Origin of the sequence: Streptomyces sp. V4I8 (assembly GCF_041261225.1) — a bacterium.
Classification (GTDB): Bacteria; Actinomycetota; Actinomycetes; order Streptomycetales; family Streptomycetaceae; genus Streptomyces.
In genome coordinates this window covers 9,722,338-9,736,783 of sequence record NZ_JBGCCN010000001.1, presented here as the reverse complement: position 1 = coordinate 9,736,783, position 14,446 = coordinate 9,722,338, and the positions used below count along the sequence as shown (strand labels likewise).

Here is a 14,446-nt window from a genome sequence, read left to right as displayed (position 1 = left end):
CCCTACGGGGAGCGCCGGACGGTTCGGTCAGGGCTTCTGCCGCGGCCCGAACCAGTCGAGACAGACCACGAGCGCGTCGTCGTCGGGCACGGGCGTGCCGCGGTGACCTGCCAGTTCTCTCAGGACGGCACGGGGGACCTCGGCGGCGGGCAGCAGGCTGGTGGACACGATGGCGCGGGCCAGCGCGCGCTCCCCGTACCGTTCGCCACCGGGTGCGGCGACGCCGTACACCCCGTCGCTGGCGAAGACGAGCCGGTCGCCGGGCTCGAGGTCGATGTCGAGTGCCTGGGCGACGTAGTCCGTCTCCTCGAACATGCCCAGGGGGAGCTGCGCCTCGAACTCGAAGGCGGTGACGGTACGGCCGCGCAGCCGCAGCATCTGCGGGGATCCGGCGTCGATGACCTGCAGCCGGCCCGTGCGCAGGTCGAGGTCGAGCAGCAGCACGGACAGATGGGCGTCTCCCCGGTGCTGGGCGTAGACGGCCTGGTCGGCGAGGGCGGCCTGGTCCGCGATGGACAGGCCCGCGCGCCGTGCGTTGCGCAGCGCGTTGATGCCCAGGTTGGTCAGGAGGGAGGCCTCGATGCCCTCGCCCATGCCGTTGGTGATGTAGAGCATCAGCCGGTCGGCGTCCGCGGACCAGTCGAAGTTGTCGCCGAAGATCGCGTAGGCGGGTTCGAGCTGGGCGCCGAGCGCGTACTCGGCACGGGTGCAGGAGCGGCCCGGCAGGAGCTGCCACTGCATCTCCGCGGCCAGCGTGAGCCGGTCGGTGCGGCGCGCCCGGAGGTACAGGTCGGTGTCCCGGTCGGCGACGATCACCTCGTGGCCCAGTACCTGTGCCACGTCGGCCAGTTCGTCCAGGCACTCCTCGGCCCGGTCGGCGGAGGGCATCGTGACGGCCAGGACGCCGAGCCGGTCGCCGCGTACGGTCACCGGCAGGTACAGGCGCACCCGGCCTTCGGTCAGCTTCTCGACGAAGGGTTCCTGGGCCCCGAAGGCGCGTCCGGCCGGGCTGCCATGGGCCGGCATGGGCTCGGGCGGGCTCAACGCCGGGTGGCCGGGCCGGCTCCCGCCGCTGCCGTGGTCGGCGGGGACGGGCTGGAGCGTGGCGAGACCGTAGTCGGCCAGGAAGAGCTGGACGCTCGTCGCCGCGTACTCGTTGCACAGTACTTCGCGGACCGCGTCCACCAGTTGGTGCGGGGCGGCGGAGCGAAGTGCCCGCTCGGCTGCCACGAATCTGTTCACGATGTTTGATACGCCAATCTTGTCACGGTGACGGCTCTGGTCCCGCGTTTTCGCGACGCCGCCCATCGGTCCTTCTTGTCCGTATCTAGTGTTCTGCACCTATTGCCCGAAGCGGTGGGCTGACAGTGCCCGAGAAGCCTGGAAGAGTGGGAGCGTGACTTCCTCCTACTCGCATCCGCGGCCGGACGAGGTGGCGCGTGTGACCTCCGAGGCCGCCGAGTTGCTGGAGGTCCTGTGGGGCCGGGCCTCGACGGCACCGGTGTCCGCCTCCCAGATCCGCGTGCTGTTCATCCTCGAACACAGCGACGGCATCAACCTGCGCATGCTCGCCGAGGCCCTCGGCTCCATGCCGCCCTCGACCAGCCGGCTGTGCGACCGCCTCCAGGCGGTGGGCTTCGTCGAGCGGGCACCCAGCGCCTCCAGCCGCCGGGAAGTGCGCCTGCACCTGAGCCGTCGCGGACGGACCTTTCTGGCGGAGCTGCGCGCGCGACGCGAAGCCGCGCTGCAGTCCGTACTGGAGCAGATGCCCGTCACGAAGCGCACCGCTCTGCTGGAGGGCCTGGAGGCGTTCTGCGCCGCGGCGTCCGCGGAGATCCATGAGGGTGACGAAGCCACCGACGCCAGGAGCGCATGAAACCCGGCGACGCGAGCCGTCCTCGTTGCTGACCGGCACGTTCCACACCCTCCCGCGCTTGACTCGCTCACTCTGTTGCCTCACGGCCATAGTTGTCAAACGGCAACTGTTGATGCTGCGGGTGCGACGCGCGATCGGTGAACTGCCGCTCCGGGAAGCGGTCTTCACTCCTCCTTCGAGGTGGAAGCCGCGGGCCCCGGTTCGGCATCGGATTCGGCGTCCGGCCGGACTCCCGGCCCGGAATCCGCGGTGGCGAGGGCCTCCTCGGCACTCTCCACGATCGGGACGGTGATGCTCACACCGGTGAGATCCATGATCCGGCGGACGGCCGGCGTCGGGGAGATCACGTACACACCCCCCGGGATCTCCCGCACCTCCTGATAGGCCCGCAACACGATGTTCATGCCGGACGAGTCCATGAAGGGAACGCCGGCGATGTCGAGCAGGAAGTGCCGGCGGCCGTGGTGGAGCTGGTTGGCGAGGTGGTGCTGCAACTCGGTGGCCGTATCCATGTCCAGGTCACCCTCGACCGTGAGCAACACGGCATCTTCCCGGGGCACTTCCACCTTGATCGACAGGGGATTCTGGGCAACGGACACAAGTACCTCCCACAGGCGTTGACGATCGGGACGGGTGCCCCGACGGACGGATTTGATGCATCGCGTCCTGCACGGACCGATGACCGTCCTTCGATGCGTTCGCCCGCCTACCCCCGAATTCCCCCAGCACACAAGGCCCGTACGAAGGAACGGTACGCGTCACGCTTCTGGCTGTTTTTGTGCGCACGGGCCCGCAGAACGGTTTGGCGGGCGGTCAACCGGTGACGCGACTGGAGAGAAACATCACCCGATGTGGAGGAGGAAGGGGCTCGGGTTCTCCGCCTCCTCGCCTCTGCGAGTCAGGGAGCGAAAGGATGACTGAGAAGTACCGGACCAGCTCCACCAGGACCCCGGCCGGCGCGGGCCGTCTGCGCCGCGGGCCCAGGAGTCCGGCCGAGGCACGCGGAGCCGTGCGGCAGATCCTGTGTGAACAGTCTGGTGCCGGTGGCATCCCCTGCGCGCCGGACACGCTCTCGGACGCGCTGCTGGTGGCGTCGGAACTGACGACCAACGCGATGCTGCACGGCGGCGGCATCACCGACTTCGACGCCGAGGTCGTCGGCCAGAACCTCTATCTGTCCGTCAGCGACCGGGAGCGGCGACGCCCGGTCGCCCTGGACCCCCTCGACCGCCACGGCCGCCATCGCTGCGGCGGCCGCGGCTGGCCGATCGTGTGCAGGCTCTCCCACACCGTGCAGGTCTCGGACCTCCCGACCGGCGGCAAACGCGTCACCGCGGTGATTCCCCTGTCGGTGGGGGCGGAGCGTGGGCACGCGGTGGATGTCGAGAGGGCCTGATACGGAGGGTGCCGCTGGTGTGGAGGGGTGGGGTGGGCTTGGTCAGGCGGGGCTTGGACGGGCAGGGCCCGACGAGCCGGGAGACGGACAGGTCGGCACACGGCAAGGCCGGGGACTTGTACGGCCGACCTTGAGCAGGCACGGCTTGGACGGCTAGGACCCGACGAGCCGGCACACGGACGGGTTGGCACGCAGCAAGGCCGGCGACACGGACAGGTCGGCACGCAGCAGCGTCGGGGGCTGGAACGCGCGGGGGCGGGCGGTCGGCGGAACTCGGCGGAGCCCGGTCTCCGACAGAGCGGGACGCGGACGGGTCGGCATGCGGAGAGGGCGGAGCTCAGCTGGTCCGGGCGGGTGGACCAGGGCTTGACGAGGCCGGGAGGTGGACGGGCCGACATGCGCATGGCTGAGGGAACGGGCCAGGGGCCCGGACTGCCAGGATTCGACGGCTGGGACACGCACGGATGGCCACGCGGAGAGGCGGGGGCTCGGCCAAGCCGAACGGGTCAGACCTCGGCTGGGCCAGATACTCGACCGGGCCGGAACGCGCACGACCGGGATGCGGACAGGCCGACGCTCACAGATCGGCAGCGAAGAGGCCGACGCTCACGCCGGTCGGTGCGCGGAGAAGCCGGGGGCTCGGCCAGTCCGGGCGGACAGCCCAGGACTGCACGAGGCCAGGACGAGGGCGGGACGGCAGGCGCACGGCCGAGCGGAACGGGCCGACGCGCGGACAGGCCAGCAACCGACCGTCGGCACGCGGACAGGTCGGCACGTGGAGAGAGCCGGGCATCAACAGCTCAGGCGGGTGCGCGAGGACTCAGCCCGGCACACGCGCAGGTCGGCACGTGCACGAGCCGGAACGCGGCAAGCCTGGCCTCGGGCAGGCCGGGCGGGCGGCTCAGGGCTCAGCGAGGCCAGGCCACAGAGAGGCATGAACGCGCACGACCCGGCGGACATCTCAGGACGCGGTCGACCCGGAACGCGGTGAGAGGGGGCCCGGACAGGCCAATGGGCCGCGGCCATTTGGCCGCGGCCCACGCCGTTGAGGCAGCTCGCGCGAACCGCTCCCCGCCGACCCCCTCGCGCGAACCGGCAGGTGCCCGTCAGGCGACCCCGGGCTCCAGCAGGCCGACGCGCAGTTGCTTGATGATGCGGCTGATGAGGCGCGAGACGTGCATCTGGGAGACGCCGATGCGGTCGGCGATCTGCGCCTGGGTGAGTTCCTCGACGAAGCGCAGATGGATGATCCGACGCTCACGATCGCCGAGTTCGGCGATCAGGGGGGCCAACGAGTGGAAGTCCTCGACCAGCTCCAGCGACGGGTCCTCCTCGCCGAGGAACGCGGCCAGGACGGACTCGCTGTTCTCGGAGTCGGGCGTGACGGCCGCGTCGAGGGAGGCGGACTGGTAGCAGTTGGCGGCCTTGCGGGCCTCGATGACCTCTTCCTCCGACAGGGACATCAGCTGCGAGAGCTCACGCGTGGTCGGCGTGCGGCCCAGCCGGGAGCTGAGTTCCTCCGTCGCCTTGGCCAGCTCCGCGCGGGCCTCCTGCAGTCGGCGCGGCACATGGACCGCCCAGCTCGTGTCACGGAAGAAGCGCTTGATCTCACCGACGATATACGGGACCGCGAAGGTCGTGAACTCGACCTCCCTGGACACCTCGAAGCGGTCGATGGCCTTGATCAGCCCGATGGTCCCGACCTGGACGATGTCCTCCAGCGAGTCCCCGCGGGCACGGAACCGCGACGCCGCGTACCGCACCAGCGACAGGTTCATCTCGATCAGCGTGTTGCGCACGTACTGGTACGCCTCGGTGCCCTCCTCCAGCATGACCAGTCGGTCGAAGAACTGGCGCGACAACTCGCGTGCGTCCTGCGGGCTCACCCTCGTCGGATCCTCGATCAGCGGCAGCGCCGCCCCGTCCGTCGCGACCGTCTCCTGTGCCGTGGCCGTTGCCTGCGCCACCGTCACGGCTGCCATGCCGCCCTCCCCATCTTTGGAACCACTTGTCCATCCCCGGGTGCCCGAACTCGCGCGTCTCATGCCCCTTCTCTCGACTTCTCTCGACTTCCTTCGCCGAGATCACGACACGGGAGGCGAGTTGTGGCGTGAACCCGCCCCCAGGCGGCGTCCGTTCGGGACCCGGCCCCCCGCCGACCGCGGCCGACCGCACAACTCCCTGACCTGCACCGGTCCTTCTGCCACCTCTTGCATCAGACCTTGCGCCACCACTTGCACCACCACCCCTTACGCCACCACTTGCACCATCCCTTGCGCCAGACCTCGCGCCCTACCTCGTGCACCCGCCCTCGTTTGCGTAGGGAGTTGCGGGGCATGCGGGTTCTCGTGCTTCGGACCAGAGGCGCTCCGGTGCGACAGGTGTGACCACTCCAGGGCCTTCCTGCCCCGTACACCGCGCACCGTTTCCCGGAGATTCCCTGAGAACGCCCTTCAGGAGCTGTTCCGCATGCTGGTTGAGACGTCCGCACAAGGATCCGCCACATCCGCCCGTCCCCGCGTGTCCGGTGGCCGCGTCCACGACGACGCCCCCGACAGCGCGGCCGACTTCGCCCGCCTCGCCACTCTGCCCGAGGGGCCTGAGCGAGACGCGATACGCGACGAACTGACCAAGGTGTGGCTGCCCATGGCCCACCGCATCGCCGGCCGATTCCGCAACCGCGGTGAGTCGCTGGAGGATCTGCGTCAGGTCGCGGCCCTGGGACTGGTGAAGGCGATCGACCGCTACGAGCCCGGTCGAGGGGCCTTCGAGAGCTACGCCGTACCGACCATCACAGGCGAGATCAAGCGGCACTTCCGCGACCGGATGTGGGCCCTCAGGGTTCCCCGTCGCGTCCAGGAGCTGCGCAACAAGGTACGGATCGCACGCCGCGACCTCGCCGAGAACGCGGCCGGATCCAACCCCTCGGTCGCCGAGATCGCCGCCCACACCGGGCTCACCGACGACGAGGTCAACGCCGGGCTGGAGGCCTTGGAGAGCTTCAGCACCCTCTCCCTCGACGCCGAGATGTCCTCGAGCGACGACGGCTTCAGCCTCGCCGACACGATCGGCGCCTGCGACGAGGCGTACGACGTCGTCATCGACCGCGAGGCGGCGAAGGCGGGGCTGCGGCGCCTGCCCGAACGTGAGCGCGCCATCTTGTACATGCGCTTCTTCGAGGACATGACCCAGAGCCGCATCGCCGATCAACTGGGCATCTCCCAGATGCACGTCTCCCGCCTCATCAGCCGGTGCTGCGCCCGGATCCGGGACGAGGCGCTCGACCAGGGACGCTGCTGCGACGACGAGGGCGACAGCGGCCGGACCGGGTGACGGAGAACGGCCCCGTTCCCGACATCCAGGAGACCACTTCATCCAGGAGCGCAGACACATGCTGATGCCCCATCCGACGATGCTGCGCAGGCTCGTCGAGGAGTACGAGGCCCTCATGGCCCACCAGGGCGACGGGGAGGACGGCCCGGGCCGGCGCGTCCTGCGCGCGCAGGACCTGGCCTACACCCTGTGCGTGTCGACCGGAACACGCGAGGTGGGGCGGGCCCTGGAGGCGGCCCGCCGCCTGCTCGCCGCCACGCAGGACCCCGGCGCCGGCCCCTGCCGGGCGGCTCCGCCCCATGATTCGGCCGTACCCGGGTAGGCGCAGCCCCATGGACCCGGACGGACGACGAGGAACGGAGACGACAGCGTGCGAGGAATGGTGAAGTGACGGAAGCCGCAGTCCTCTTGGCGCGCGCCTGCCATGCTCAGCGAGTGATGAGCATTCCGCGGGCCGCGAACGAGCAACCGTGAAGCCGATGGAGCGCCGTCCGGCCGGGGACAGCCGGACGGCGCGCCCCCGACCGGTCCCGATCACCAGCGCGTCGACGGCACGGAGTTATGTGCGGTCGGTCGTGGAGGAGCACGGACACTCCCCGTCCGGCCCGGCTGGCGAGCGAGCCGTCATGGATCTCATGCTCGTCGTGTCGGAAGTGGTCACCAACGCCATCCGGCACGGTGGCGGCCTCGCGGGGTTCGAGGTGGACCTGCTGCCCAAGGGGGTGCGACTGCGCGTGCACGACTACAGCGACGCCGTCCCCTCCGCCGCCTACGGGCCCGGCACACTCCCCCACACGCATGAGGGCAGCGGATACGGATGGCCTCTGATCATCCGCCTGTCCCGCGAGATCCACATCGAGCGCCGCCGCACGGGCGGCAAGACGGTCACCGTGCTGGTGCCGCTGACCTGAGTGCCCGCTCACGCCTGAGCGCCCGCTCGTCGGGCGGGCGACTCACCAGGGCGACTCAGGGACACTCACCAGGGCAGGAACGCGTGCACGTCCTTGCCGTCCTCTCGCACCACCACGCTGACCTGGTCGCACAACGTGTGGATCAGATACCAGCCGATGCCGCCGCCGGTGCCGTTGCCGGGGTGGAACGGGCGCGACGCCGGCGGAGTGGTGCTCGTGTCGCTGAGCGTCACATGCACCCCGTCGAACGCCTTGCGCATCGTCAGCCCGAACGGCCCCGGGGCGTACTGGATCGCGTTGGCGGCCAGCTCGGTGACCACCAGCACGATGTCGTCCCGGTGCTCGGGAGTCTCCGGCGGTGCGGACCGCTCGAGCGTGGTCAGATACTTCTCCGCGCTGAGGCGGGCTCTCGTCACATCACCGAATCCTCCGTCAAACCTGACCTCGCAGTCCTGTATGCCTTCGGAAGACGGCTTGCCGCCTCCACGCGATTCCGTCGCCATCACACCTTCTCCGGCCCGTCTGCCTCGGCCGCGGTGACTTGTCCTGATGCTTCCATCGCTGCTGGTTCCCAGGCAGAGCGCGACTACGCGTCCGGAATGGTAGGAGCCCGCGGGACATCACGGAAGAGAGAGGCCACAGGGCCTGCTGCGCACTGGCCTCAGGAGCCGCTGACCTGGGAAGACCGGCTCCGGCATCTCGCATGCGCACAAGATCCTCCACGCGCCGGGCGGAGTCGCGCGCCGCCGACCGGAAAACGCTTGGACGTCGAGGGCGCCACCGCGGGACACTGTGCGTACACGGATCGTGACTCCACGCAACAATCGCGGCGATGCCCCCTGCCCTCGGTCGCGTGAGGCGGGCTGCCGCAGAACATCACAGAGGTGGGATGGGAACGCCTGAACCGCGCAGGGTCCTGCCGGGCAAACGCTCGGTGCTGCTCGCACTTCGTTACTACGGACGGGAGTTGGCCCGCCTTCGGTGGCTGACGTTACCCGCGATGCTGCTGTCGGCGCTCGGCAACATCGGGATCAACTACATCGCGCCGCTGATCGTCGCCAAGCTCGTCGGCGACATCGCGGGCGACACGGAGATCACCCTCGGCTCGACACTGCCGTACGTCCTCGGCTTCGTCGGTGTCCTGCTGCTCGCGGAGACGCTGTGGCGCGTCGCGCTGCACTGCCTGAACCGCCTCGACGCCCTCGGTATCGAGCACCTGTACGTGATCGGGATGGACGAACTGTTCGCCAAGGACGCCGCGTTCTTCCACGACAACTTCGCCGGATCGCTGACCAAGCGCGTCCTGAGCTTCGCCGCCCGTTTCGAGCAGTTCGTCGACACGCTGACGTTCCAGATCGTGGGCAGTTTCGTGCCGCTGGTGTTCGGGGCGGTGGTGCTGTGGCGCTACGAACCGCTGCTCGTCGTCGGGCTCCTGACCATGATCGCGGTGACCGCGCTGTGCGTGGTGCCCCTCATCCGGCGCCGTCAGGCTCTGGTCGACGAGCGTGAGGAGGCGATCGCCCGGGTGTCGGGCCACGTCGCCGACAGCCTGATGAACATGGACACGGTGCGGGCGTTCGCCGCCGAGGAGCGCGAGGCCGCCGAGCACCGCACCCGGGTCGCGGCTTCGCGCTGGCTCACCCTGCGGTCGTGGGACTACGGCAATCTGCGCATCGACACGCTGGTCGCGCCGATGTCGGTGCTGACCAACGCGCTGGGGCTGCTGCTCGCCGTCACGCTCGGCGGCGGCGCGGCGGGCGTGGAGGCGGTCGTGGTCGCGTTCACGTACTACACGAACGCGACGCGGATCATGTTCGAGTTCAACCAGATCTACCGTCGGCTGGAGAGCTCGATGACGGAGGCCGCGCAGTTCACCGAGTTGCTGCTGACCCCGCCGACCGTGCTCGATCCGCCGTCGCCGGATCCGCTGCTGCCCGCTCCCGCCGACGTCCGCTTCGAGCAGGTGAGGTTCGCCCACGGCGGTGGCCGCCCGCTGTTCGAGGGCCTCGACCTGGATGTGCCGGCCGGGTCGAAGATCGGCCTCGTGGGCCGGTCCGGCGGGGGCAAGACCACCCTCACCCGGCTGCTGCTGCGGATGACGGACATCGACGGCGGCCGGATCCTGATCGGCGGGCAGGACATCAGCCGGCTGCGCCAGGCCGACCTGCGCGGTCTGATCGCCTATGTGCCGCAGGACCCGGCGATGTTCCACCGCACACTGCGGGAGAACATCGCGTTCGCCCGGCCGGACGCCGGCGCCGAGGAGATCCGCCGCGCGGCCGATGCGGCGCACGTCACGGAGTTCGCGGACGCGCTGCCGAACGGCTTCGACACCATGGTGGGCGAGCGCGGCGTGAAGCTGTCCGGCGGTCAGCGCCAGCGGGTCGCGCTCGCCCGGGCGATCCTGCGCGACGCGCCGATCCTGTTGCTGGACGAGGCGACCAGCGCCCTGGACTCCGAGAGCGAGCTCCTGGTCCAGGAGGCGCTGTGGCGGCTCATGGACGGGCGGACGGCGCTCGTGGTGGCGCACCGGCTGAGCACGGTCGCCGGCATGGACCAACTGGTCGTCCTGGACCGTGGACAGATCGTCGAGCAGGGCACGCACGACGGTCTCCTGGCGTTGGGCGGCGCCTACGCGAAGCTGTGGAAGCACCAGTCGGGCGGCTTCCTCGACGACACCCCCGCGGAGGCCGAGCTGCCCTGAACTCGCGATCGCCCCTGGGCCGTTACCGCCCGGCGGCGCGGCGTCGGCGTACGACCAGAACGGCGCCGGCGCCGATGCCGACGGCGGCGACCGCGGCGCCCGCGACGGGCAGGGTGGCACCGGAACCGGTGCTCGCGAGGTCCCCGGAAACGGTGGCCGAGTCGCCGGAACCGCCCGTCGACGTGCCGGCGGTGGTGGAACCGCCGCCGGTCGAGGAGGCCCCGTCCGTGGCACCGGTACCGTCGGTGGAGCCCGTCCCACCGGTGGACGTGGAGCCGTCGCCACCGCCGGAGGTCGTGGAGCCACTGCCGCCCGTCGACCCGTCACCGGCGCCGTCGACATCGAGCGTGATGTCGGCGGTGTCGTTGGCCTTGTCGTGGTCGAACGGCCGGGGCTTCGCTTCGAGCGCCACCGAGCCCTTGGCGCCCGGCACCGCCTTGTCGATCCGCAGCTTGAAGGTGTAGGTCCCGACATAGCCCTCGTCGACCCACGCCTGGCTGGTGCCGCACTCGTAGGTGCCGGAGGGCAGCTTGTCGCAGTAGGCGTGGTTTTTGGTGACCGTCGTTCCGGCGGGCATCCTGATCAGGACCTGGGTGGCCGGAGTGCCGGCCGTCCCGTGGTACATCCAACCCGGCCCGGCGTTGGTGAACTTGACCTCCAGGTTCACGGTGTCGCCGACGCGGCCCTTCAGTCGGGCGCCCGTCACCTGGAAGTCGGCGGTGTTCTCGGCGGTCACCGCCACCCTCTGCGCGTCCCAGTCCTCCCTCTCGGCGGAGCCGGGGGCGGCCGGGGTGGCGTCGGGCCGCTCGGCCAGCTTCAGCGCGGGGCCGGTTCCCTGGACGGGCCCCGAAGAGGCCTCATCCCCGGGGGAGTTGTCCTGGGCGCTCACCACGACATGGACGCTGTCGTACAGCGCGCTGTCCAGAGCGTTCACCGTCAGCGCGTTCTCGGGCGCGTAGACGACCCCGGGCTTCACCGTCTGGTCGAACGCGCAGACCGCCTTCGTGCTGACCGGCATCTCGTCGAACCCGCCGACCTTCCAGGCGAGGCAGTTGGAGGGCAGTTCGGTGTGGCTCAGTCCGTGACTGACCTCGTACGACAGCCACACCTTGCCGAGCGCCTCGGAGCCCGTGTTCGTGAAACTCGCGGGCACCGCGAAGGTGCTGCCCGGCTTCACCCCATCGAACGGGGCGATCTCGTCCAGAACCAGTCCGGGGGCGGTGTCTTCGGCGGCCACGGGCGTGGCGCCCAGCGCGATCAGAGCGACGGCACCGACCGCGCCGGCGGTCTGTCGGAACACACGCGAGCCGGGGGCGGGAGGGAACATGAAGTCCTCGGGTTGAACGACGGTGACGGACGAATGAACTACGGGGGAACGCCAGTCCCCCCACACAGCAGACGCCCGTCGCGGCCCAACGGTTGCACGGCCCGATCGTCGTCGGGGCGGTGTAAGCGGGCGGCGGCTCGAGGACGTGGCGCCCTAGGGCACCGGCATGCCGGGATCCGAGGCCCCCGGGAGTCCTGAAGGCCCCGGGCCCCGTGCGGCCCGGGGAGGCAGGGCAAGGCCCGGACAGCTGTCTGGATCCGGAAAAATGCCCCATAATGCCTCAGAGGAGAAGCCTTGTGAGCAACCCTGCCGAAGAGCTCGATCACGGGACGCCACGGCCCGACCGCACAGGTCAGGCCGAGGCCTTCGACGCCATCGGCGAGCGCTACGACGAGGCTTTCCCCCACAAGGAAGGGCAGCTCGCGGCCGCCGAGTGGCTCATCGGTTCCCTGCCGGCCGGATCCCGGGTACTGGACCTGGGATGCGGCACTGGGGTCCCGACCGGGGGCCAGCTGGCGGCGGCGGGCGTCGAGGTCGTCGGTGTGGACCTGTCGGACGGGATGGTCGCGCTGGCCCGCGACAATGTGCCCGGCGGGGTGTTCCACCAGGCCGACATCGCGGATCTGCGGCCCGGCGGATCCCTGGACCTCGGCCGCTTCGACGCGGTGACCGCCTTCTTCTCCCTGCTCATGCTGCCGCGCTCCAAGATTCCCCTCACCCTCCGGACCGTCCGCCACCTGCTGGTTCCGGAGGGCCTGTTCGCGCTGTCGATGGTGGAGGCCGATGTGGACGACTTCGAGATCCCGTTCATCGGCAGGAGCATCCGCGTCTCCGGCTATCTGCGGGACGAGCTGCGCGAGATCGTCGAGACGGCGGGCTTCGAGATCATCGAGGAGACGTCGTACACCTATGCTCCGGCAGCCGCCGACGTCCAACCCGAGGTGCAGATCTTCCTGCGGTGCCGGCGGCACGCCTGAGGACACCTGATCCGCTCGGAAAGCGCGGCGCGGCCGCACGGCCGGAAGGACAGGCATGACGAAGCAGCCCGGAGCCGGTGAGGACATCCGGGGCCAGGCGCCCGGGGTAGGTGAACGTGCCGCTCTCGCGTATCGGCCGCAGCAACCGGGCCCCTCCCCCCTGTCCGGCCAGGCGCTTCGCGGATCCCCTCAAGGTGACGGGCCCGCTCTCCCCGGGCCGCAGACCGACCGGCTCCGGTACCTCGACGCGGCGACCCGCCGGATCGCCCGCGGCATGAACCTCGACGAGACCCTGTCCGAGCTGTGCCGGGCAGCCGTCCCGGCCTTCGCCGACACGGCGTTCGTCCATCTGTACGCACCGCTTCCGGTCGGCGACGAGACCGACGCCTCCCCCGGAGTCCTGCGACTGCACACCGTGGACCGTTCCCCGCCCGCGGGCCCTGGCACCCGGGGCTCCGGGCCGCCCCCGGCCGGCACACACCCGACCCGGGCCGCGGAGGTCGTACACCCGGCTTCCGGCGGACCCCTCGCCGCACTGCTTCGGGACGGGCAGCCGGTGCTCGGGGACACACAGGGCGCCGCCTCCGCGGCGGCCGAACTGCTGGGAACCGCGAACGTCCCGCCGGCCGTGCCGCCCGGACGGCGGCTCGTCATCGCGCCTTTGCACGGCCGCAGCCACGCCCTGGGCAGCGTCGTCCTCGTCCGCGGCCCCGGCCGGCCGGACTTCACCGGCGACGACCTGCTCGTGGCCTCCCAGCTCGCCACGCACACCGCTCTCGGGCTCGAAAAGGCGATGTTGTACGAGCGGGAGGCGTCCATCGCGGACGCGCTGCAGCGCACGATGCTGCCGCCGTCGCTTCCGGAGCCGCCCGGTGTCCGACTGGCCAGCCGCTATCTTCCGTCCTCGCGGACCGCGCAGGTCGGCGGCGACTGGTACGACACGATCCCGCTGCCCGGCAACCGTGTCGCGCTGGTGATCGGCGACGTGATGGGCCACTCCATGACGTCGGCCGCGATCATGGGGCAGCTGCGCACCAGCGTGCAGACCCTGGCCGGGCTCGACCTGCCTCCCGACGAGGTGCTCCACCATCTCGACGAGCAGGCGGGCCGTCTGGGCAGCGAGCACACGGCGACCTGTCTGTACGCCCTGTACGACCCCGTGCTGCACCGGCTGCTGGTGTCCAACGCCGGCCACCTGCCGCCGGTGCTGCTGCGTCCCGACGGCAGCACCGAGGTCCTGCGGGTCCCGCCCGGCGCGCCCATCGGCGTCGGTGGCGGCGGATTCGAGTCCGTCGAGACGCACGCGCCGGCCGGGGCCACTCTGCTGCTGTACACCGACGGTCTGGTCGAGTCCCGGGACTCGGACGTACTGACCGGGGTGGAGCGGCTGTGCGCACGGCTGCGCGCGGCCGCCGCCGGATCCGCGCCCGAGGCGCTGGAGAAACTGTGCGACGCGGCGCTCGGCACGCTGGGATCGGGGGACCGGGACGACGACATCGCGCTGCTCGCCGCCCGGTTCGAGGGCATTCAGCCGGAGACCATCGCGTACTGGTACCTGGCGCCCCGCCCGCAGACCGCGGGCCGGGCCCGCCGGCTGACCCGTAGGACACTCGGCCACTGGGGGCTCGACTCCCTCGTGGAGGCCACCGAGCTCATGGTCAGCGAGGTGGTGGCCAACGCTGTACGTTTCGCGTCCCGGCCGATCACCCTACGGCTGCTCTGCACGGACGTACTGCGCTGCGAGGTGGGCGACGACTCCCCGGTGGTGCCGAGGATGCGGCATGCCCGGCTGAGCGACGAGGGCGGCCGAGGGCTGTTCCTGGTCGACCAGCTGTCCCAGCGCTGGGGCGCGACGAGGGTGAGCACGGGCAAGGTGGTCTGGTTCGAGCAGCCGCTGCCCGCCCCACCCGCGGACCGCTGAC

The 14,446-nt window shown here is 70.7% G+C and carries 14 protein-coding genes; 8 read left to right on the top strand and 6 right to left on the bottom strand.

What is annotated here, in order from left to right:
* Positions 1-27: 27 nt before the first annotated feature.
* Complete coding sequence (locus ABIE67_RS44195; protein ID WP_370267235.1) at positions 28-1,242, bottom strand: PP2C family protein-serine/threonine phosphatase; 1,215 nt, start codon at positions 1,240-1,242, stop codon at positions 28-30.
* Positions 1,243-1,396: 154 nt separating this feature from the next.
* On the opposite strand from ABIE67_RS44195, the gene ABIE67_RS44190 reads away from it, so the two are divergent.
* Positions 1,397-1,876 (top strand): MarR family winged helix-turn-helix transcriptional regulator, encoded by a 480-nt coding sequence (locus tag ABIE67_RS44190; RefSeq protein ID WP_370267234.1) that lies wholly within the window; start codon positions 1,397-1,399, stop codon positions 1,874-1,876.
* 164 nt (positions 1,877-2,040) lie between these two features.
* Here the strand turns inward: ABIE67_RS44190 and ABIE67_RS44185 are convergent, their stop codons facing one another.
* Positions 2,041-2,475: an STAS domain-containing protein gene (locus ABIE67_RS44185; RefSeq protein WP_370267233.1), complete on the bottom strand. Its 435-nt coding sequence runs from the start codon at positions 2,473-2,475 to the stop codon at positions 2,041-2,043.
* Between the two features lie 314 nt (positions 2,476-2,789).
* Between ABIE67_RS44185 and ABIE67_RS44180 the strand changes: the two genes are divergently transcribed.
* Entirely contained in the window at positions 2,790-3,272 is a 483-nt protein-coding gene (locus ABIE67_RS44180) for an ATP-binding protein (RefSeq protein ID WP_370267232.1), read from the top strand.
* 153 nt (positions 3,273-3,425) lie between these two features.
* Here ABIE67_RS44180 and ABIE67_RS44175 read toward each other — a convergent pair whose 3' ends face one another.
* Together ABIE67_RS44175 and ABIE67_RS44170 are read right to left on the bottom strand one after the other, a co-directional pair.
* A complete protein-coding gene (locus ABIE67_RS44175) occupies positions 3,426-3,593 on the bottom strand; it encodes a hypothetical protein (RefSeq protein WP_370267231.1) in 168 nt (55 codons plus the stop codon).
* Positions 3,594-4,378: 785 nt separating this feature from the next.
* A complete protein-coding gene (locus ABIE67_RS44170; protein ID WP_370267230.1) occupies positions 4,379-5,254 on the bottom strand; it encodes an RNA polymerase sigma factor SigF in 876 nt (291 codons plus the stop codon).
* 487 nt (positions 5,255-5,741) lie between these two features.
* Between ABIE67_RS44170 and ABIE67_RS44165 the strand changes: the two genes are divergently transcribed.
* The 3 genes from ABIE67_RS44165 to ABIE67_RS44155 all read left to right on the top strand — a co-directional run bounded on the left by ABIE67_RS44165 (position 5,742) and on the right by ABIE67_RS44155 (position 7,516).
* Complete coding sequence (locus ABIE67_RS44165; protein WP_370267227.1) at positions 5,742-6,605, top strand: SigB/SigF/SigG family RNA polymerase sigma factor; 864 nt, start codon at positions 5,742-5,744, stop codon at positions 6,603-6,605.
* 58 nt (positions 6,606-6,663) lie between these two features.
* Positions 6,664-6,927, top strand: a complete 264-nt coding sequence (locus ABIE67_RS44160; protein WP_370267226.1) for a DUF5133 domain-containing protein — start codon at positions 6,664-6,666, stop codon at positions 6,925-6,927.
* A 157-nt stretch (positions 6,928-7,084) separates the two neighbouring features.
* Positions 7,085-7,516, top strand: coding sequence for an ATP-binding protein (locus ABIE67_RS44155; protein ID WP_370267225.1), 432 nt, complete (start codon positions 7,085-7,087; stop codon positions 7,514-7,516).
* Positions 7,517-7,581: 65 nt separating this feature from the next.
* Here the strand turns inward: ABIE67_RS44155 and ABIE67_RS44150 are convergent, their stop codons facing one another.
* Positions 7,582-8,019 carry an ATP-binding protein gene (locus tag ABIE67_RS44150; RefSeq protein WP_370267224.1) on the bottom strand — a complete coding sequence of 146 codons (438 nt, stop codon included), beginning with the start codon at positions 8,017-8,019 and terminating at the stop codon, positions 7,582-7,584.
* A gap of 386 nt (positions 8,020-8,405) precedes the next feature.
* Between ABIE67_RS44150 and ABIE67_RS44145 the strand changes: the two genes are divergently transcribed.
* The gene (locus ABIE67_RS44145; RefSeq protein WP_370267223.1) at positions 8,406-10,220 is read left to right on the top strand and encodes an ABC transporter ATP-binding protein; all 1,815 of its coding nucleotides are present in this window, start codon (positions 8,406-8,408) and stop codon (positions 10,218-10,220) included.
* 22 nt (positions 10,221-10,242) lie between these two features.
* On the opposite strand, the gene ABIE67_RS44140 is transcribed toward ABIE67_RS44145, so the two are convergent.
* Positions 10,243-11,547 carry a hypothetical protein gene (locus ABIE67_RS44140; RefSeq protein WP_370267222.1) on the bottom strand — a complete coding sequence of 435 codons (1,305 nt, stop codon included), beginning with the start codon at positions 11,545-11,547 and terminating at the stop codon, positions 10,243-10,245.
* Positions 11,548-11,843: 296 nt separating this feature from the next.
* Here ABIE67_RS44140 and ABIE67_RS44135 point away from each other — a divergent pair, with 296 nt between their 5' ends.
* On the top strand, positions 11,844-12,524 hold the full coding sequence (locus ABIE67_RS44135; RefSeq protein WP_370267221.1) for a class I SAM-dependent methyltransferase: 681 nt from the start codon (positions 11,844-11,846) through the stop codon (positions 12,522-12,524).
* A 55-nt stretch (positions 12,525-12,579) separates the two neighbouring features.
* Positions 12,580-14,445, top strand: a complete 1,866-nt coding sequence (locus tag ABIE67_RS44130; RefSeq protein WP_370267219.1) for a SpoIIE family protein phosphatase — start codon at positions 12,580-12,582, stop codon at positions 14,443-14,445.
* The last annotated feature ends 1 nt before the right edge of the window (position 14,446 follow it).